At 40.5% G+C, this 20,063-nt stretch carries 15 protein-coding genes; 8 read left to right on the forward strand and 7 right to left on the reverse strand.

Annotated elements, in window-relative coordinates; all coding sequences use genetic code 11:
* Positions 1-86 precede the first annotated feature (86 nt).
* A complete protein-coding gene (locus tag QQK00_RS13535) occupies positions 87-1,796 on the reverse strand; it encodes a sodium:solute symporter family transporter (RefSeq protein ID WP_284218112.1) in 1,710 nt (569 codons plus the stop codon).
* A gap of 681 nt (positions 1,797-2,477) precedes the next feature.
* Between QQK00_RS13535 and QQK00_RS13540 the strand changes: the two genes are divergently transcribed.
* A complete protein-coding gene (locus QQK00_RS13540; protein ID WP_284218113.1) occupies positions 2,478-4,805 on the forward strand; it encodes a hypothetical protein in 2,328 nt (775 codons plus the stop codon).
* Between the two features lie 86 nt (positions 4,806-4,891).
* On the opposite strand, the gene QQK00_RS13545 is transcribed toward QQK00_RS13540, so the two are convergent.
* The 4 genes from QQK00_RS13545 to QQK00_RS13560 all read right to left on the reverse strand — a co-directional run bounded on the left by QQK00_RS13545 (position 4,892) and on the right by QQK00_RS13560 (position 8,708).
* Positions 4,892-6,457, reverse strand: coding sequence for a PQQ-dependent sugar dehydrogenase family protein (locus QQK00_RS13545; protein ID WP_284218114.1), 1,566 nt, complete (start codon positions 6,455-6,457; stop codon positions 4,892-4,894).
* A 16-nt stretch (positions 6,458-6,473) separates the two neighbouring features.
* The gene (locus QQK00_RS13550; protein WP_284218115.1) at positions 6,474-7,391 is read right to left on the reverse strand and encodes a c-type cytochrome; all 918 of its coding nucleotides are present in this window, start codon (positions 7,389-7,391) and stop codon (positions 6,474-6,476) included.
* Entirely contained in the window at positions 7,373-8,155 is a 783-nt protein-coding gene (locus tag QQK00_RS13555; RefSeq protein WP_284218116.1) for a 3-keto-disaccharide hydrolase, read from the reverse strand. Before QQK00_RS13555 ends, QQK00_RS13550 begins: the two co-directional genes overlap by 19 nt.
* Before the next feature lie 169 nt (positions 8,156-8,324).
* Positions 8,325-8,708 carry a DUF3224 domain-containing protein gene (locus tag QQK00_RS13560; protein WP_284218117.1) on the reverse strand — a complete coding sequence of 128 codons (384 nt, stop codon included), beginning with the start codon at positions 8,706-8,708 and terminating at the stop codon, positions 8,325-8,327.
* A 143-nt stretch (positions 8,709-8,851) separates the two neighbouring features.
* On the opposite strand from QQK00_RS13560, the gene QQK00_RS13565 reads away from it, so the two are divergent.
* From QQK00_RS13565 to QQK00_RS13585, 5 genes are all read left to right on the forward strand, one after another.
* Positions 8,852-9,727, forward strand: coding sequence for a helix-turn-helix domain-containing protein (locus QQK00_RS13565; RefSeq protein ID WP_284218118.1), 876 nt, complete (start codon positions 8,852-8,854; stop codon positions 9,725-9,727).
* Between the two features lie 165 nt (positions 9,728-9,892).
* Positions 9,893-10,420, forward strand: coding sequence for a tetratricopeptide repeat protein (locus QQK00_RS13570; RefSeq protein ID WP_284218119.1), 528 nt, complete (start codon positions 9,893-9,895; stop codon positions 10,418-10,420).
* 296 nt (positions 10,421-10,716) lie between these two features.
* Positions 10,717-11,277, forward strand: coding sequence for an RNA polymerase sigma factor (locus tag QQK00_RS13575; RefSeq protein ID WP_284218120.1), 561 nt, complete (start codon positions 10,717-10,719; stop codon positions 11,275-11,277).
* Positions 11,270-11,758 (forward strand): hypothetical protein, encoded by a 489-nt coding sequence (locus QQK00_RS13580; protein WP_284218121.1) that lies wholly within the window; start codon positions 11,270-11,272, stop codon positions 11,756-11,758. Before QQK00_RS13575 ends, QQK00_RS13580 begins: the two co-directional genes overlap by 8 nt.
* Before the next feature lie 16 nt (positions 11,759-11,774).
* On the forward strand, positions 11,775-12,758 hold the full coding sequence (locus tag QQK00_RS13585; protein WP_284218122.1) for a DUF4097 family beta strand repeat-containing protein: 984 nt from the start codon (positions 11,775-11,777) through the stop codon (positions 12,756-12,758).
* A 528-nt stretch (positions 12,759-13,286) separates the two neighbouring features.
* On the opposite strand, the gene QQK00_RS13590 is transcribed toward QQK00_RS13585, so the two are convergent.
* Both QQK00_RS13590 and QQK00_RS13595 read right to left on the reverse strand, forming a co-directional pair.
* Entirely contained in the window at positions 13,287-15,197 is a 1,911-nt protein-coding gene (locus tag QQK00_RS13590) for a hypothetical protein (protein WP_284218123.1), read from the reverse strand.
* 702 nt (positions 15,198-15,899) lie between these two features.
* Positions 15,900-16,853 (reverse strand): hypothetical protein, encoded by a 954-nt coding sequence (locus QQK00_RS13595; protein ID WP_284218124.1) that lies wholly within the window; start codon positions 16,851-16,853, stop codon positions 15,900-15,902.
* Positions 16,854-17,130: 277 nt separating this feature from the next.
* On the opposite strand from QQK00_RS13595, the gene QQK00_RS13600 reads away from it, so the two are divergent.
* Both QQK00_RS13600 and QQK00_RS13605 read left to right on the forward strand, forming a co-directional pair.
* On the forward strand, positions 17,131-17,457 hold the full coding sequence (locus tag QQK00_RS13600) for a hypothetical protein (protein WP_284218125.1): 327 nt from the start codon (positions 17,131-17,133) through the stop codon (positions 17,455-17,457).
* A 202-nt stretch (positions 17,458-17,659) separates the two neighbouring features.
* Positions 17,660-20,059, forward strand: a complete 2,400-nt coding sequence (locus tag QQK00_RS13605) for a beta-galactosidase (RefSeq protein WP_284218126.1) — start codon at positions 17,660-17,662, stop codon at positions 20,057-20,059.
* Positions 20,060-20,063 lie beyond the last annotated feature (4 nt).

The raw sequence follows: 20,063 nt of genomic DNA on the forward strand, positions 1-20,063 counted from the left end.
AATCCTCTATCGAACGCAAATTGCGAGCATTAAAAAACCAGCGATGTCGCTGGTTTTTTTGTTCTCTCGATATTTACATGGTGTGATTACCAGAAAGTAATATACAAAATAATGGTTAATACAACGACACCCATACCAAGCATTTTTGCTTTTGGAGAAGGCGTTAAATCAATATCTGTATTTTCAGGTAATACAACCGGTTTTTCCATTGGTTTCCATGCGGTCATTACTGCACAGTACGCACAAACAACAACTAAGCAAATTGCCATTCTATCGAGGAAAGATATACTATCTGCAAACCATAAGCCGGCATCTACAATCACGTCACCAAGATACCACTTGAGTAATCCGTATAATACGGCATTCAACACGATACCACTCCAACCAAGGAATTTAGGCGCGCGAGGTACTAACATGCCAAATAAGAATATTGCGATGATGCCTGAGCTAATAAACCCTTGGAATTCTTGGATGAAGGTAAATATGCCGCCAAAGCTTGGGTGAGCAAGTGTAGGTGCAATCGACGCAGAAATAATAACAAAGATGATTACGAAGCCTCGGCCCCATACTGGCAGCTTTTCATCAGGGATGTCAGATTTAATTTTTCTTACTACATCCATTGTTGCGATGGTAGAAGCCGAGTTAAGCATTGACGCTAATGAACTTACGATAGCACCAAAAATCGCCGCGAGCACAAACCAACTAATCCAAGGATAGGGTTTAATCAAGTTTCGGAGCAATACAGGGAATGCACCATCAAAATCATATCCGTTGCCTGAAGATAACGCCATTTGCTCGTAGTAAAGGTTAAAGGCAAGAATACCTGGAATAACGACTACAAATGGAATAAGTAGCTTAAGGAAAGCGGCAAAGACAATACCCATCTGACCCTCAGCTAAGGATTTAGAGCCCAATGTACGTTGAATGATGTATTGGTTAAAGCCCCAGTAAAACAGGTTAGGGATCCATAAACCGACGATAAGTGCAGACCAAGGAATTTCGGCATCCGTCAGTGGACGAACCATATGCAGCTTACCGCCTTCAGCGGCAGTCCCGCCATTGAGTAACTGGAATCGTTCCCAAGCGCCGGCATCTGCTAATTGTTCGGTTGTTACGTCTTTTAAGGTCGCTGTTTTTACGAGTGTAGCAGGATCTGCACCGCCAAGCGCTTGAAAGGCAAGATAAGCCACGACAGCGCCCGCTATAATAAGTGCTGCGCCCCAAACAAGATCTGTCCAAGCACAGGCTTTTAAGCCACCTACAAACACATAGCCAGCAGCTAAGAAAGCAATTAACCAACATGCGGCGGTCAAATTGCCTAGCAGAAATACATCCGGATAGTAGCCCGATATAACTTTAGCGCCTGAATAAATAACGGAAGCAGTAGGTACACCGACTAAAATGAGCAAGGTGGCGAGCGCCATTACAGTGCGAGCAAAGCCACCATAGCGGTATTCCAAAAATTCAGGTGCCGTATATATGCCGACTTTCAAAAATTTGGGTAACAACACAAAGGCGACAAAAATTAAGGTAATTGCGGCCATCCATTCATAGGACGCAATCGCCATTCCTAGCCAGTCTGCCGCCTTTCCAGACATGCCGACAAATTGTTCAGTCGAAATGTTTGCTGCAATAAGCGAAAAACCTACGAGATACCAAGACAAACCGCGCCCAGCAAGAAAGTAACTGCTTGCTGCACTTCCGGTTTCTTCAGCGCCTTGTCGACTCTTCCATATACCTAGCCCGATAACACCAATGACGGCGATTGAAAATAGTGATATTTCTACGATATTCATTACTAATGAATCCCTTTATTTATAGATGATCGACGTAGGTGAGAGTAATCGGTATCTATTTTTCTAATTGAATTATAACTGTTACAAAAATTTACAATTAAACTTACGTTAAATTTACAATAAGGTCAATTTGCCCACGCAGTTTACATGGGAATTACAAAAAGAATAGCCTTGCACTTAATACTTGACGAATACCTCTTACTCGGCGCTTAATTTGTTGCATAGAAAGAGAATTTATTTAGTCGATGAAAAGCAGATATGGAATCAACTAGCCGACAACTCGTCAGTCAAGTAGTGTACATATAAAGTACAGGCATGCTTACACCGCCCAATGTACGTATTTATTGTATTTTCAATACGTCTTAAGAATATTGATCTATGTGTTCCTGATGAAATTAATTCAGCGAGGCATCACATACGTCTGTTATACAGTATAAGAAAAAATTTACACATAGTTAGCTTTGAATAATGTATTTTTTACTCATATATAAAAATCATTTTGCATATATACATTTTCTCATGGGTGTTTTCTTTACAAATTGGAAACATCCAATTAACCTGCGATTGTTGACAACCAGTATGTCAACAATAAGTGTGTCAACAATAAACAGATTTTTAGCCTTCTGCTAGTTCAGACACGTTCCTTGCCGCTTTATACATTTTATTAGGACATCACGACAAATGGTAAAACATAAGCTTTCCTTTATCGCTTTATCACTTATATTAGCAAGTTGCGGCGGCGGCGGAAGTGATTCTGCACCTACGCCGACACCCCCAGTAACTCCGCCGCCCGTTACAAGTGACACAACGCCTTCGGCATTTACGTTTACAGATCTTGATGATGTTAATGTTTCCTCACAAACGGCATCGAATCAAATAACCGTATCGGGTATCAATGCGGCATCTGCTATTAGCGTTACCGGCGGTGAATATTCAACTGACGGTGGAGCAACGTTTACATCGGAGAGTGGTACCGTTGATAACGGTGATGAAATCATTGTTAGAGCGATGTCTTCTGCAGATTATGACAGCAGTGTTGAAGTAGTGCTTACTATCGGGGGAGTATCGGATACATTCACGATAACCACAGAAACTGCGCCACCAGCAGTTCCGACAGTAGATGTGAATTTAGATTTGGCGCATAGTGTCAATGGTGTTGAAACATTTGATCGTAGCAAATGGATCGTGCTTCATGCGGCGGTTACGGACAACGAATGGGACAGCAATGAGCAACGAGATTCGTTTTTAGAAGACTACGATGTGTATTTAGGACGGAACAATGGCGCTATGCCATGGCAGTTAAGTCGTTTACAAGCGACGTCAACTAACGGCTTTTTAGATACTGACCAAATGGTAACCTACGGGAATCAGGCGATAGGTTGGTATGCAGCAGATACAGCCGGGCATAAACATGAAGCACGTGCTAGCAACATGATGTTTGGTGGCCAACCAATTATGTATCCAATGGCAGAATATGGTCCAGTGCCTTGCAGTGGGCAAGACTGTGACGGCAATCAATGGCTTGCAGGCTTTGAAGAGGGTGCAAAATTTTACAGTGAATTTTTAACGCATTATTTTGGTACTGGTGGTACAACAGGTGAAATGAAACCCACTATCATTGAAGTGCTAAACGAACCATTTGTGCATGCGGATGACGTACAGGCTACTCGCCAGCAAATTTCAGAGTTTCACTCTGTAGTGGCTCAAAAGATTCATGAAGACCATCCTGATGTATTGGTTGGCGGTTACACTGCGGCGTTCCCACAGTTTGAGGCTGGCAACTTCAATCAATGGGAAAATAACTGGCGCTTATTTATCGACGAAGCAGGCGCAGATATGGACTTCTATTCTGTCCATATTTATGACGGCGGTAACAACGGTCAGCCGACTTATCGGTCGGGTTCCAACGCAGAAGCGATACTCGATATGATTGAACATTACGGTAAGCTGTCCACGGGCGAAGTAAAGCCTTTCGTGATTTCAGAGTTTGGGCATTTTGATCGCCCTATTACAAACGCAGGACCTTATTCACGAGAACGTGATTGGTTTGGTGTAAGGTCATTTTCATCTCAAATGATTCAGTTTATGGAAAGACCTGATCAAATCGTATCAGCGATTCCATTCATGATTTTGAAAGCTAACTGGGTGGGCAACAATGGCATTCGAGATGATGGCTCTCGCTATGGACCTCGGTTATTGCGTTTAAGTAATGAAGACGAAGGTGGCTTAAATGTTGTCGATGATGAAAGTAATGAATGGGTATATACCGATTTCATCAAATTCTTCGAGCTTTGGTCTGATGTTGGTGGTACACGGGTAGATACCAAAGCAACAGATCAAGACATGCAGGTGGATGCTTATGTAGAAGGAAACACAGCGTATGTCATTATGAATAACCTAGAGTTTGAAGACAAAGTGTTTACCTTGAATATGGCGGGTATGGGAGACAATCAGATTACTGCTATTTCTTCCAAACAGGTTTACCAAGATAGCGCTAGCTTAGCGTCTGTATTTGAGGAGGTAAGCGATATAGCCTTGAATGAAACTGCATTTAATGTGCATTATCAGGCCACGAAAATTGTAAAAATTACCTTCGCGAATGACATTAATGTTGATGGAAGTCTGAAAGAAAGCAAACATTTTGCAGATACTTATAAACAAGCAATTAGTGCAAATGTTGGTATCGATTTTACGATTAACGGTGTGCAAGCGACGGCGGCGACAGGTGAAGCAATGCTGCGTATGGGCTTGGGCCGCGCTCACAATACCTCGCTTACGCCAACAGTTATGGTGAATGGCACTGAGGTAAGTGTGCCGGTGGACTTTAGAGGTTATGATCAAAATACCCGTGACGAATTCTTTGGCGTAATTGAGGTGCCAGTGCCTTATTCGCTTATTCAAGAAAGCAATTCAATTGAGTTGACCTTTGAAGATGGCGGTGGCTTTGTCACTAGTCTAAGCCTGCAAGTGTTTGAAGCGAGTAGGGAAATTGTTCGTACACCAAATTAATTGTATATAAAGCTAAAAAGGCAGTTATCGAAAAGATAACTGCCTTTTTATTATGAGGCTTCTAATCAGTGTTAGTGCAACACCTCTTAGTAATTTACAGGAATTTCGTTCACTGTATATCTAACGATATCGCCGAGTAATCGCTGTTGCGAAGAGGAGCGCGCATTGTTTAACGACATGGTGTAAATATAACCGGATTGTAGTACGGGATATTTGGCGATTATCGTTTTCTTATCTTTTGATAGTGTTGTTAATACTTTTATATTTTTGTCATGATCTACTTTGGGCGAACCATAATCTGCATGATAATGATATGTATGAGATTCAAAACTGATATCTGGCATATCATTTAAGGGCATAGAAAAGCTGAGTTCAAAGCCGTCTTCACTTAGGATTACATCTTCAACAAACAAAAAGTCCTTTTTGTTCCATTGAACAGACTTGATACCTTCGTCACCTGCCCAACCTAGATGCGTTTTTCCTATCCAAAGTTTGCCATCTGTATCGAATGAAAAACGGTTGTTGCCAATGCCCAGTTTGTTAGTTTCCAAAAAGGGAATCGACGCACCTTGCATTACACCATTGACTTCATCTGGTAAAAAACGAATTAAACGTTGTTGATTCATATCGCCAATTAACATTTCATCAGCAGGCAAACCAAATTGTTTAAGTTTTGGTGGCGCTATTGGTTGTGTTGGTGAGTTTGCCAATTCAGCATGAGGAAAAAGTGCGGCGGGTGGCGTGCGTAAGGCATTTAGTTCCTTCGCTGTCATTTTTACAGGGTCTTTATCCCATCCTTCCTTCCAAACCAACGACGCGGGATGGCCATAAAACTTTCCTTCTTCCACATGATACAGTGGACTAGTGGCTAACCAGTCGCCTTGATTATCGGTTACCCATAGCTCGTCATTGTTATCAATGTAAAGCCCATTAGGGGAGCGAAATCCTGAGGCGTAAGGCAGTGTTTTTCCATCAGGTGTAATTTTAAGTACCCATCCTCGGTAAGCCACTCTAGAAAACATACGTCCTGCGGTGTGGCGAAGGTTTGTTTTCCATTCATCATTCCGCCAATTTGTCATTACCTCACGAGAGGGGCCTAACGGACTAAATGTTCCTCTCACGTTTTCAAATACACCGGCGTAGTTAGAGGCAACATTGAGACTAATGTAATAATTACCTTTACTGTCAACAGCAGGGCCAAAGGCAAATTCGTGATAGTTCCCGGATAGCCCAAAATCATCAGATATATTTTGATAAAAATCTGCTTTACCATCGTTGTCTTCGTCAACCAGTCTGGTTAATTCTGCCATCTGTGTGGTAACCAAGGAGCCATCTGCTAATTCGAATAAACCAAGTGGCTCATGTAGTCCATGTGCAAAATGTTGCCATTCTCTTGTTTTTTGGTCATATATCAATACTTCGCCACGATGAAATGCAGCCGCAAGTTTGCCATTTCTAAGCGCGGTTAAGCCGCCAATTTGTGCGTTAATTTCTTTTGGAATCTCGATACTTTGGATGTCGTAATAGTTGTCCCAATCGTCGTTGGTGTTGGCAGTTGCACAAAAGCTAACGGTGGTAAACGTCGTCACAAAAGTGAAAGCCACAACATATCGCGATTGATATATTGTAGAGAGCGCGTTGATTAACTTCATTGGTTTACTCTCACTTTTAGTCATTTGGGCTACTCACTTTCATCTTGATTGTGAATGATTTTGCTTGGTTTTTTGACAACGTAAGTTTACTGTCGATGATTTTGCCGACTGATGAGCTTATGCTTAACTCGCCATCCTTAAGTTTTGTGATGCTAGACAAATCCATTGTCACTGCCTGTTCATGCCCTGACAGCGTAAACCGTCGCTCAATGCTATTTTTTGTTAGGCCAGGTTGGAATGATTCTGTGACCTCTACATTGCCAATTTGATAAATAAACACTGGTAAGTCATCAACTAAGCGATACCCTTTGTATTTTGGTGTGAGCCCTTTTGCAAAGGACCAAAGTGCATCCGCGTTTTCTTGGTAGATGATGTCGCTTTCTAATTTTTCTTTGTTATTTTCGCCACCTAAAAAATACTGTTTACTCTTGAATACATATCTAAGACGACAAGTGGCTGCATCCCAATTTAGTCCAAAACCGGGGGCTAGCAAAATGCCCACTGACGCGGGACTAGCAAAAGGCATATACGCCCGTTTGTAGTATGGGTATGTTTGTGGTGGTGCTTTAAATGTAAAGTTATGTCGTTTGTTGGATTTTTTCTTCTTTTTTGCCGGTGTAAAACTCACCACATACTCATGTATTGCGATAAGTATGTCGTCATCTAAGTGCGACATTGCAGGCATTTGAATCGTATTGTCACGTTTCTTACCCGGCTTTTTTGTCCATGACAAAAAAGCCGGCTGTTTGTTGGCCGGGTAAAGTGACTGAATTTCTTTTAAAGATGGCCCAACGGTATCTTCAAGGTCTGCATGGCAGGCTTGACAATTGGTTTCATATGCGGATTTTCCATCATCATTTGCCAGCGTATTCGTACTAGCCATAGAAAGCAGAAAAGCCCCTAAGAAAATGCTTACTAAAGGTGTCTTGCCCATATATTCCGATAACTCACTTTAATGTTTTTATTTTGGATATAAATAGATTCGCAGCCGTGCGCCTCGTAATACGGCGGACCTTTGTGTTGAGTTCTGCCCTGAATTTCAACATTATTTTGTACAACGATGCCATTGTGCAACACGGTAATATTTGCTTTTTCGAGCAATTCTCCAGAATCAGAAAAGCGTGGTGCTTTGTATATTACGTCATACGTTTGCCATTGCATTGGCGGAAGGCTTGCATTTACTAATGGGATACTTTGTTTGTAGATAGAACCCGCTTGTCCGTTAACGTATGTAGGGTTTTGATAGGAGTCCAGTACTTGTAACTCATATTTTCCTTGTATATAAATCCCACTGTTGCCTTGTCGTTGGCCAGAACGTTCGGGATCTTTTTCCGGTGTACGCCATTCGATATGTAACTGCATATCGCAAAACTTTTCTTTTGTCGCTATGCCAGTGGCACCGGGCTTAATGGTCGTAATGCCGTTATGTACATCCCAGTCCGCTGGGCCTTTATGCCCATGCCATTGATCTAAGTTGTTGCCGTCAAACAGGACAATTGCATCAGAAGGGAAAGGGTAGGGCTTAACCTCTTTCGGTGTGGGTGTCCACACTTCCGTATCTTTCGGGTTGTATTCATCAACGGCAAACGCTGCGCTCAATGTGGACGTTACGACCAAAAAGGTACTTCCAGAGACGCATAAAAGCGTTTTTGGCACCCATTTTAGCTTGTTGGTATTGCTGTTTTTGGCAAGACCCATAATGTATTTACACTTAAAATAATGAAATTATATGTAAAATACTATGTTGTATGGTGTTAATGCAATGTTTTCGTTCGTCCGATATAATTTTTTTCCGGAAGTAAGCAGCCTTGTAGTAGCATTTTCTAATCGTATTTTATTAGAAGCTCAACTACAACGCAGTGTTAGTTTAGGGGGTAGAAGCAAACGAAAACTCTGCTTTTCCGTGGTCGTCAGATCTCAGGGTGCCTGAACTGCCAAGGACTAAATCATCATGTTCCGAGAATAGGACACTCAAGGTCGCAGTGGCGATGCCATTTTTGAATACGCCTTTATGCTCGATGATAAGTTGCTTTTTATCATTACTCTTGGAGAACGACACGTGTTCATATCCGATAAAGCTAGCATGTTTCTCATTGTTGTAAAAAAGTTGATATTCAATGCAGCTGGTACCAACGATGTCACCGTGGTACTCGGTTTTAACCGTTGCTTTGTTTAGTTTAGTGTCATTGTTAATCTCAGTGACTGTAGATTCCTGCCAATCTATAATTTGAAAATAGCCGTTAATGGTCATTGTCGTTTATCCTTGTTTACTTTGAACTAATTTAATTACAATGCGAGATAAGCTTACCATCAGCAGCAACAGACCTGATTGTAAAAATGCGACATGCGCGTTACTTTAGCAAAAGGTTGGTATCTCATTAAAATGGTAACGTTATGCGCGAGAACCTAGCACCCATTTCAGGGATTTTTCACAATAAAGACAGCCAGAAAGTGAAACATGAAAACTATTCACTTAGACGGTATTTTCCAAATGACACATTGGCGCCATACATCGAGCAGTTTTGGTTTGTCGATTGGCAATTTCCAAACGGACAAACACACGTACAAAAAAACTTGCCCGATCCCAATCCTAATTTATTGTTTAAAAATGACGAGATGTATTTGTTTGGTCCAATCGACGGACGTTTTGAATATAAAATGGAGGGCATTGGCAGTATTGTTGGTGTGAAATTTCATGTAGGTGTGCTACCTCAGCTCGGTTTGTCATTTTTTGAAAAGTATAAGGCCAGTCACATGGTAAATCGCCAATATGCGATAGACGAGATATTTGATTTATATTCGGACGCGTTGTTTTCATTTCAGAATACACTTGCACAGAAAAGAAAAGCGGCACCACAAACACTATGTGGTGCTATCAATGATAAAAGTTATGACGATGACCATTACTTTGTCAATCTATTGCAGGAAATGTTGCCTAAATTACTTGCTACGAGGCCAATTTTAGATAGTAGAGCGCAGAAGATACTCGATAATATTAAGCATCAATCAATATATAAGGTGGATGCATTGGCTGCTCAAATGGATATTTCAGTACGTCAATTACAACGCATTTGCAAAGACTACATTGGCCTTTCGCCAAAGTGGTTAATTCGAAAGTACCGGATGCATGGTGTGCTGAAGTTAATTGATGATGGCGAGGCGAGTATAGTAGATGCTGCAGCTATGCTTGATTACACCGATCAGTCTCATTTAATGCGTGACTTTCAAACATTCATCGGCCAGACGCCAACGTCATACAAAAGTGAATAAAGCGGTATAATTTTATGTTCCGCGCTTGCTGCCAAAGGTACGAATAAGCTAAATACGGTGATTCGAACGTTTGATTCGGTGTAGTAACCGGCGTTCGGACGCCAGTTTCGTTTTGATTGCGTAATGTGATCTCGAATTCAATTAACCAAGCATTCGGAGAACATCATGACATTACGTAAAGGATTTATTATTTCGATATTTATTGCGGCGCAATGCTTTGCTGCAGGCAAGTTAAGTGCGCAGGGAATGAGGGACACCATTGGGAGCTTTAACAAAAATGTAATTCAATGTTATGAGCAAACAGAGAAAGTATATCAGGGGATAGCAAAAGCTAAATTATCCACGCGTCCTTGTTCTAAGATCATCCTTAGTAGCACTAAGTCGCGTGAAGCCGAGGCAAACGCGCGACATAACAGAGGGATTATCTATCAATATTTGGACCAGCAAGCGCGCGCGATTAAAGATTTTGAACGAGCAATAAAGCTCGATTCAAGTTCTGTTGCGTCATATATCGCACTTGCCCAACTGCATCTTAAGCAAGAAAACTGGGTACTTGCGTATAAGTATTTTGACGCGGCGAGTCTGTTAGACAAATCAGATAAACGGCTTGTAGCAAATAAACAATACGCGGCCAATAAATTGCAACAAGCTGAATCCAACAAAAATCTTACGGCTAATGTATTGCTAAAGTGAGACCCAGTGCTGCCTGGTAAGTCAATGATGATTTAGTCTCGTGACTCGTGTGCAAGGTAGTTCTTAATAAAACGAGAACTACTTTGCCCTACTACTTCCTTTCTTCCTTCCTATCCCTTATTGTTTCAAGCACTTATGCAGTTATGGTGCCTATCCAATAGTAGACAAAGATTAGCACTATTTCTTATCTAGAATTCGGGTTAATTAAAAAATTTTGATTGTGTAAATTTGACTATGTAAACCAATGCATAATTGCTTGCGACTAACCCAATAAGACAAACAAAAAGCCAAGGTAAATGAATAAGCCATTAACTCTTATACCGTCGGATACTGCATTAGAAAACGGTGAAGACAATATTGTATACGCTGCTAAAAATGGCGATCGCAATGCGTTTAAGGTGCTTTATGATGCGCATATTAATCGCGTATATGCCTTATGTTATCGGCTTTGCGCAGATAAATCGCAGGCCGAGGATGCGGCGCAAGAGGTGTTTATTCAGGTATGGCGTAAGTTAGATAATTACGACGGTAAAAGTAAATTTTCTACGTGGCTTCACAGTGTGACAGCCAACGTCACTATTAGCTATTTACGCAAACAAAGAGGTTGGTGGCATAAGATGTTTAGTCTTGAGTCAGCAGAGCTCAGGCACGAGATTGCCTCTGAACCAGACATGGATGCTTTTGAAAAACATATATATCAGTTACCTGAACGCGCCAGATGGGTGTTTGTTTTGCATGCAATAGAAGGTTATCGACACGAACAAATAGGTGAAATGCTGGGCATTGCTGTCGGCACGAGCAAAGCGCAATTTCATCGAGCAAGACATTTAATTGAGGAGTGGATGAGTAATGAATAATTCTGAAAAAGATATGACTCAGCAGCTCGAAGCGCTACCGCGCGAAAAAACGCCGTCGCGAGATCTATGGCCGGGTATAGAGTACGCCATTTCGCAACGCCAAGCGGCTGAGAAAACAAGTTGGCGTCGCCAGACGGGCATTGCGGCATCTTTTTTAGTGGCGCTGCTTGTCGGGTATATGGGGTATCAAGGGTTGGGTAGTCAAGGAATATTACAGAACAACCAAGCTATCGCTGAGCAAATGAGTGTGCAATTTATGCAGCAGCGTGATGCTCTCTTAATTAGTTTAGACGGTCAAAATGCCACGACACAAAATTGGCAACAACAGTTAGATGAACTGGATGCGGCTGCAAAAGCAATAAAAACAGCGCTAAAAGAAGATCCTAACAATCAAGCATTATTAGCCATGTTAAAAAATGTTTATGAGCAACAGTTAAAACTCATAGAGCGTGTGCATGCGCCTTCTTGGCAACAAATTTAATTTATAGGGTAATTTTATGAAACTTGTAAAAATGAAAAGTATGAAAGCAACAAAAACCGTTGTTGTCGCATGTGTATTGTTTTGCTCTACTCATATATTCGCTGGTCAAAAAGTTAACGAAACGAAGGACGCAAGCGAAGACAGTATTGTTAAAATTGAGCATCTCTCGGGTAAGGCTGAGATAAAAGGTTGGAATAAAAAGCAAGTAAAGGTTGAAGGTGAACTTGGCGAAAATACGAAAGACTTTCAGTTTACGCGCAATGGTAAAACAATAGAGATTATTGTGAAGGTCGAGAAGAAAAGCTGGTCAAGTTGGGGAAGTTCGCATGCTGATGGTGACGAATTGGTGATTTATGTCCCCAAGAAATCCAGAGTAGATTATCGAACAACAAATGCAGATGTTGAGATTAGCGACGTGAGTGGTGGCACCGATATCGATGTGATCAATGGTAGAATTGAAGCAAGTAACTTGCAGGGGCGAATTCGTTTAGAGACAGTGAATGGTGATGTTAGAGCGCGTGAGCTTGCTGGAGACGTTGTCATCGATGCTGTCAATGGTGATATTGATGTTGAGCATACTAGCGGTGAGAATATTCGAATTGAAGCAGTAAATGGCGATGTTGAATTTAACTCTAAGGCTAGTGACGTGAAGGTCGAAACCGTCAATGGTGACATGAGTATCAAGCTCGACACTGCGATGGATTTAAACATGGAAACCGTGAACGGTTCTATAGACGCGTCTGTTGATTTAGATGACGGAGGTTATATTAAAGCGAGTTCAGTTGGCGGTAGTATTGATTTAAATCTTGATAAGGATATTCAAGCAAAGTTTGATATTGAAAGCCATGCGGGTGGGCGAATTCGTAATAAATTTAATGATGTAGCCCCTCAAAAAGCAAAATATGGCCCTCGCAGATGGTTAGAATTTTCAACGGGTGATCCGACGGGAACGGTCGAAGTGTCTACAGTAAATGGTACCGTTACACTAGATAAGCGATAAGTGATAGACGAAACAATTCTATAAATTTGGCTACAAACCCGAGCAATTAGTAAATACGCTCGGGTTTCGTGGAATAAGTTGGCTTCTTCTGTGAATCAGTGTGATTGCCGAGGGATTAGACGCCATATAATCCGATATTTTCGATACCCCTGCCAAATCTATTCTGATAGTCTCTTTTGTACGTAAACCGGAACTTGGCGAAATTGTTGCAAGCGACAGATAAGAGGGTAGACCTTTTTCATAACCGGACGTTCAGTGTTTGAATATTTACAATGAACTCTCTTATTTCAATCTATCTCCGACCAGCTCAGCGTTATGCAATTTCCAGCAACACTCCTTTGATAATGAAGCTTAGTGATGTTTGTAACTAAGTACTGAGTTGTAAAATAGAGAAACATTTTAAAACTATCTAACATTAATTGTGCGTTGGTCAATTCAAATCGTATTGCCTTGCGGATTTTCTATAGTGAAATTGACCATAAGTTAAGACTCCATTGATGCAAACAAAAACTATTTTTGATAGATTTATTAAAACGCATTCTCAATGAGTTTTTCTAAAGCAAGTATATTGGCTGCTGATAAGGATGTCGTTAAATTTGCATCAGTGGAAGCGTCAATGGCAGTCGCTCCGTGAATGTTGCGTGCTAAAAATTGATTAAACGCATTTATCAGTGCTTGTTTTTGCGTGGTGGTTAAATTTAAATAACAATCCTGATTCGTAATAGATGGACAAGTTTTTGTTAGAGCATTTGCGTGTTCCAATGCAAGTTCACTTAAAAAGTTGTTCACATTAGCAATCAAAAGTGCCTTTCTTTTCTTGAGGGCTTCAGGCGCGCTCGCTCGCACCTTTATGTCACTCACATTCGCAACCAGCTTGTCAATCGCTTGTAACTCTCCGGAAAATTTTTCAAATAGTGCTTTGTTAAAGAACTTTTTATAACCATTTTGCAACACGGTTTTGACTTTACCCGCATCACTTAATGGTTCACTGCCTAACGGTATGATAGTGCTAAGCTGATGAGCTGGGTTGGGATTGATGCTTTCTAGAAACGCATGTAACTCTATTTGAAATTGCTGTACTTGTTCACTTGATATTAATGACTCACATTCAGGCGGTAATGGTATATCATCGCATTTTGCCGTTTTCATTTTGTTTAGCTCAATGTCGTACAGTTTGACGAACTTTGATGCCTCGATAGAAAACAAATCAAATTTATTTTTTGTAATATCGCTAACAATTGTCTTTAAGGTATTCAATGATTTTTGCAAACTCGCTTCTTTGGCACGGCTACTAAAGGTATTTTCTAAGCCTGAAATCGCTTGTACCGCTTGCGCAGCACTTTCATCTGCAGCTTGATTCAAATCATTTAACAGCAACTCAAAGGTCTGAATATTATCCAAGGTTTTTTCAACGAAACCAGATTTAATTTGAAAGGTTAAATAGGTGTTTTTACGATAGTCCTTGAAATACTTACCGGTATTCAAATCAAGTGTACATGGTATGTAGTCAAACTCATCAAAGGTGCCATCATCATAGTCAACTCTGGTCAATTCCTTATCATCTTTTTCACACTCTTCCACCAAGCGGCCGGAGAGATTATCAAAGTACAATTTGTCCAATAGTTCGGTTTCCAGTGGCCCTTTGTTAGTATTTTTACGGATAAATGCGTAGTTACCTTCAGCAACGATTGGGCTTTGATAATTTTGCGATTGAGAATCGGGAACCAAGGTCATCGAATACCGAAAAAGAATATCATCACTGGAGTTAGATAATATGGCTGAGCCAACAGAATCTAGCACTGTCAGCACATCACTGGCAGGCGGATATAATTGTTTTCCAGCGGATGCCAGTGATTGCAGCATCGCTTTTTGTTGATCTGAAGGATCATCAAGCTCGACAATGGTCAACTGAATAATTAAGGGACCACCTTCATATTTGATAGGACCATAAACGGGTAAATAAGATAAATTTAAATACTGAAGGGCTTTTACGCCATTTGAATAAAAAATAACCCGACCATTTTTATCTGCTGAAGGCCCAAATGACATTGAACATCCGGCCTTTCCTTGCTCACACACATTAGCAATGATCACCATCTCAGCGTTGGAGCCTCTTCGTCCAAAGAACTCAGAAGCATTTTTCCATTCAAATGCAGCACCGTTGAATGCTTGCATCAAATGCACCGAGATAGTGTCTCCGGAAGCAATTTGTGGGACTTTCGTGTATTTTCGGTAAAGAGTTTCATAACACTCACGCGTTACCCCTGCACGAGTATATTCGGATTTGTCATAAAGTGCTTTGTCACATTGAGTTATATCCTTGGCGGACAAGGCATTATTTTCAACGGTTCGAACATAATCTACCTCGCCTTCTTCAATTATCTGGCAACCGGTAAACAAAATAAGTGAATAACATAGTAAAAAAGTACGTAGTTTCATTGCGAGCCCTCTTTCCTTGAGTTCGGAACTACCTCATTGCGCGACGCGAACAACCATCACAAAACAACGCCACGAACAACCATCTCAAACCCTTAAATTATAAAAATGTGCGTTCTTGCTCTAGTGGTGGCAAGTTTTATTACCAATTTAATATTCGATTTTACTAAAAGTCTGGATAAAACATATATTTAAAAATTCTCAAGCTAATATACTTAATTATTAAGTAATATGGTAGGCAAAAACAAAAAACATGCTTTTTGATATCGAAACAGGCTGAATAATTAAGTCTTTGTTAGTTCAAATTAAAAAGAATAACAATTACTTACGCCTTCTTAACACGATGGACAAGTTTCTCATTAGCTTTAAGCGACCGGAAATCGTGCATAGCGCCAATTTACATAATACTGATAGACGGTCCGATAACGGCACACAAAAATCGGTCAAATTATCAGAAATAGATTCATTTCAACGACCGCTTAATGCCCTGAGCGAGTCAGATTTTTATAATCTGATGGATTTTATCAGTTACGAATACTAGATTGTTTGAAAAATTTGAGAGTCCGCTTAGTGCCATTCAGCATCTCTCAATAATTAAAACTCGCAGGTCGGTTCCTTGTCTATTTGAGCCAGTGGTTACAAGGGTTTCGGCAGAAAAGTACGTTTTGCAGACGTAAGCTTAGTAATTAACCCAACTAGGTTTAACTATTGAGAAGTTTCAAATCGAGTTTGGGTGACGCTGTAATTTCGGCCCATCCATATAGTGGAATCATATTTATCAAAAAACTCTAGATATCGCTTTTCTATGTTGCCTATTACTCGCTTAGGAGTCAGTGGAATAGTAAATAGCTTTTCGCCCTGCAATGAATAAAACTCAAGTACATAGGGTTTTGTATACGTTTTGATGAGCAAGTGTTCCTGATCACTGGTAAATCGCCCCATTCCCTTCGTTACTGTGGCAATGAAATTTTCTCTTCCATTTGCTATCTCACAGAACTCAGAAATATCATTGTCTCTATCAGATAGCATATATCCGTATTCACACCTATGAAAAAGTAACCTGCCATTGGTATAGGTAGCATGGCAATCAACTGTGCTGCTGAATGTCGCTCTTTTCATCGTGTATATAAAGGGGTCATAACGCGCCCCCCACATGTTTTTTTTCAAAGTACAAAAATATTTAGTTTTAAAGTAATGAAAGTTATCTTGAAGCGTAACAAGATATTCCTTTTCACTAACTTTAACCGCAGCACGATACGGCCCAGTCTTACGGTTAGCCTCATCACGAGGAAGTGAATCTTTAACGCTGGTAGTTTTAAAAGTTCTTTTACGAAGGTCATATTCAACAAGCTCATGGTCGAACACACAACCAAACCCTACATCCGTTATAAATAGTGCCCCGCGGTAGTTGAAGCCACACTTATCCATTGAAGGAACTTCATAATCAAGCACTTCTATAGAACCTGAATTTAAGAGTACGAACTTACCCAATTCACCTGAGTTTGTGCCAAGAATCACACACATATCATTCGATAGTGCTAGGCAACCATTTACGCCGAAAGGCAAAGTATATTGATGAATTATTTCTGACTTTACCTTTAATTCTTTCTTTTCCATGCTTCCAATTAATGGGGTAATACTATCACTTGTTATAGTCAAAAATATCCTGAATTGTCAGTTTACTGATTACTAGTAAAAAACATGGCGGCGACATTTCCACTGTAAGCTTAACACAGCGTTTTTGTTCACTATTTAAAAGTTACTGACAGTCCGCAATTTGTCTTAAGCTGCCTATCAGCTCAAGTTGAAGTATTTACTTAAAAATATCACTTTAGATATGAGCCGGTATAACCTCTTAGTAATCACACCAATACAATTCATATTAGTTCAAGTATACTAGCGCGCTAAAATTTTCTTACCACACAATGGATGATCAATGATTCAAATTGGACTTGCCGCATTTTTAGTATTTTTATTCTTTAAATTTACAGACAAAGACAAAATAATAGATGGTTTTATATCTCTTACATTTGTACTTGCGCCCGCAATTTTAGTCTTTCTTATTCAAATAGGTTTACGTGCCTTAGATGCGCAACCTGTACTCATGTATTTGCCTGATTTGCTTTACTTTTTTATTCCGTTTTTCATGTTAAAAGCGGTAACTGAGTACAGTTGGGTAAAATCGGCGGTTCAAGCAGGTGTCGTTTTTGTCATTGTCTTAATTTGCCAGTTGTTAATTGCGGTTTTACTTGCGCAATTGTAAATACTACTGAGCTTGTTATTTAATTAACTCTCTAGCGAGATTAATTGCTTACATTGAAAAAAACGTTGATCCTTTAATTCATATTTGTAAAATCTTATCGATAACTTTGTTAACAAAAAATGAGTAGATTTAGTGTAAATCGACTAGCAAATTTGATGTTGGTCGTCTAAATTTAACTTCAAATTTTATTGAAGGACACGCTATGATTAAATTTTCTCGTCGGTCGATTGCACTTGCATTTGCGGCTGTTTTTTCGGGGACTAGCCTAAATGCCCTAGGTGCTGTCGACGATGCAAACGATTTTAAACACAATACTTCTTTGTCAACGGCGAAGACCTTAGACGGTGAAGTGATGCTGTTCGACTTTGAGTCAAAAAAAATCCCATCTTCAATTGGTAGTAATAATGCAGATTTGGGCTTAGACACCAATCAACCAATTAGTGGTGAGCGGTCATTAACTGTTTACTTCAATACAAAAGAAAATAACGCCTCGTCAATCGTTATACGTCCTGAAACGCCGTTTGATTGGTCTTCATATAAAGATTTTCACTTGGCTTGGGAAGTCACTAACAGCGGGACGGAATCAGTACAAATTGATTTAAACATTGGCGATAAAAACGGTGATTTCTATACACGAGGCATAGCCGTGGGTGTGGGCGAAACAAAAACGGTTTACGCTAAAATGGATGGCCATGACCAAGTTGATCCACCGTGGGCAACACGCACTGAATTTAATTTTTCGTCAGGCTTTCGCTCAAACCCAGTGACATGGGAGTCAGGGGATCATCAATTTTATTCTTTTTGGGGTAAAAAGCGCTTAGATTTGACCGGTATTACTGCGATCTCTTTAAATGCAGTCGGCCTCGTTAGTGATCGCCAAATTAAGATAGACAATATTCGCTTGCGCCCTAATCCAAAAATGGACAAAGACTTTCTGGTCGGCTTAATTGACAAATATGGCCAAAATGCCAAAGCAGACTATGAAGACAAAGTTAATAATGATGAACATCTGGCGCAAATAGTTGCGGATGAGATGGCGACCTTGAGTGGCGAAAAACTTCCTGATCGCTCAAAGTTTCATGGTTGGAAAGATGGCCCTCGTTTTGAAGGGACGGGCTTTTTCCGTACGCAAAAAGTAAAAGGTAAGTGGGCAATTATCGATCCCGAAGGATATTTATATTTCTCAACCGGTATCGACATTATCCGCTTGTCTAATTCGTCTACGATGACTGGTTATGATTTTGATGATGAATATATCCCTAAAAGAAGCGCAGACGAGACAGTTGCTGAAGATGATCAACCTTTAAATAGAGTAGCCGATAAGGCCTTGCACAGTCGAAAGATCATAAATGATACTCGCGCTAATTTATTCGAATGGTTGCCGTCATATGATGATCCATTAGGTAATCACTTTGGCTATAGACGCGAAGCCCAGAGTGGACCGCAAAAACGTGGAGAAACATACAGTTTTTATAGTGCAAACTTAGAGCGTCGTTATGGCGAAACTTACAAGGAATCTTACTTAGATACTTGGCGTTCAGTAACCGTAAGACGCATGTTGGATTGGGGTTACACCTCGTTGGGCAATTGGTCACAAGAGCAATATTATGGTAACAATCAAATCCCATTCGTCGCATTTGCCGATATTATCGGTGAATTTGGAACCTTGAGTTCGGGGTTCGATTTTTGGCATGGTGTACCTGATGCTTACGATCCACGCTTTCGGGCAAGGGCTGTTGCTGCCGCTGAACATGTCGCTGGGCAAATAAACAATACGCCGTGGTGCATGGGTATATTCATGGACAATGAACAAAGCTTTGGCCGTGGTGGTAGTGACGAGCTCTACTACGGTATTGTGTTCAACACACTAAAACAAGATGCTACTCAAGTCCCTGCTAAAGCTGCATTCACCAAAATCCTGAAAGAAAAATACAAATCGATTAAAAAGCTAAATAAGGCGTGGAATAAAGAGTATGCGTCTTGGGACAGCTTTGCAAAAGGTGCTGACTCTTCATTTAATACTGATGCCCAAAAACAAGATTACTCTGACTTACTGTATGCCTATGGCGTGCAGTATTTTGGGACAGTCAATAGTGCATTAAAAGAAGTATTGCCAAACCATATGTACCTAGGCTCTCGTTTACCTGTGTGGGGAATGCCTGACGAGATTGTAAAAGCGGCGGCGGAGAACAGCGACATCATTACATATAACCTGTATGAAGAAGGTATTGTGCCAAGTGAATGGGAAATTTTGGAAAAAGTGGATGCGCCGAGCTTAATTGGAGAATTTAGCTTTGGTTCAGATGATGCGGGTCATGTGCATCCTGGAATCATTATTGCGTCAGACCAAAAGGATCGTGGCTACATGATGAAGCGCTATATGGAAACCATTGTCGACAATCCATATTTTGTGGGTGTGCACATGTTCCAATATATGGATGGCCCTATTTCCGGTCGTGCTTACGATGGAGAAAATTACAATACTGGTATGGTGAATGTTGCGGATATTCCATACAAGCATATGGTTAAAGCAGCGAAAGAAGTCCATGCTGAATTGTATCAGCGACGTTATGGCTTCTTATTGGAAGACGATAAGAAATAGTGCA

This window comes from Agaribacter marinus, from assembly GCF_030160655.1.
Taxonomy (GTDB): Bacteria; Pseudomonadota; Gammaproteobacteria; order Enterobacterales; family Alteromonadaceae; genus Glaciecola; species Glaciecola marina.

Bases quoted from the DNA above. Each gene is read 5' to 3' on its own strand.
- QQK00_RS13535 (WP_284218112.1), bottom strand. From the start codon at position 1,796: ATGAATATCGTAGAAATATCACTATTTTCAATCGCCGTCATTGGTGTT.
- QQK00_RS13540 (WP_284218113.1), top strand. From the start codon at position 2,478: ATGGTAAAACATAAGCTTTCCTTTATCGCTTTATCACTTATATTAGCA.
- QQK00_RS13545 (WP_284218114.1), bottom strand. From the start codon at position 6,457: ATGAAGTTAATCAACGCGCTCTCTACAATATATCAATCGCGATATGTT.
- QQK00_RS13550 (WP_284218115.1), bottom strand. From the start codon at position 7,391: ATGGGCAAGACACCTTTAGTAAGCATTTTCTTAGGGGCTTTTCTGCTT.
- QQK00_RS13555 (WP_284218116.1), bottom strand. From the start codon at position 8,155: ATGGGTCTTGCCAAAAACAGCAATACCAACAAGCTAAAATGGGTGCCA.
- QQK00_RS13560 (WP_284218117.1), bottom strand. From the start codon at position 8,708: ATGACCATTAACGGCTATTTTCAAATTATAGATTGGCAGGAATCTACA.
- QQK00_RS13565 (WP_284218118.1), top strand. From the start codon at position 8,852: ATGCGCGAGAACCTAGCACCCATTTCAGGGATTTTTCACAATAAAGAC.
- QQK00_RS13570 (WP_284218119.1), top strand. From the start codon at position 9,893: ATGACATTACGTAAAGGATTTATTATTTCGATATTTATTGCGGCGCAA.
- QQK00_RS13575 (WP_284218120.1), top strand. From the start codon at position 10,717: ATGAATAAGCCATTAACTCTTATACCGTCGGATACTGCATTAGAAAAC.
- QQK00_RS13580 (WP_284218121.1), top strand. From the start codon at position 11,270: ATGAATAATTCTGAAAAAGATATGACTCAGCAGCTCGAAGCGCTACCG.
- QQK00_RS13585 (WP_284218122.1), top strand. From the start codon at position 11,775: ATGAAACTTGTAAAAATGAAAAGTATGAAAGCAACAAAAACCGTTGTT.
- QQK00_RS13590 (WP_284218123.1), bottom strand. From the start codon at position 15,197: ATGAAACTACGTACTTTTTTACTATGTTATTCACTTATTTTGTTTACC.
- QQK00_RS13600 (WP_284218125.1), top strand. From the start codon at position 17,131: ATGATTCAAATTGGACTTGCCGCATTTTTAGTATTTTTATTCTTTAAA.
- QQK00_RS13605 (WP_284218126.1), top strand. From the start codon at position 17,660: ATGATTAAATTTTCTCGTCGGTCGATTGCACTTGCATTTGCGGCTGTT.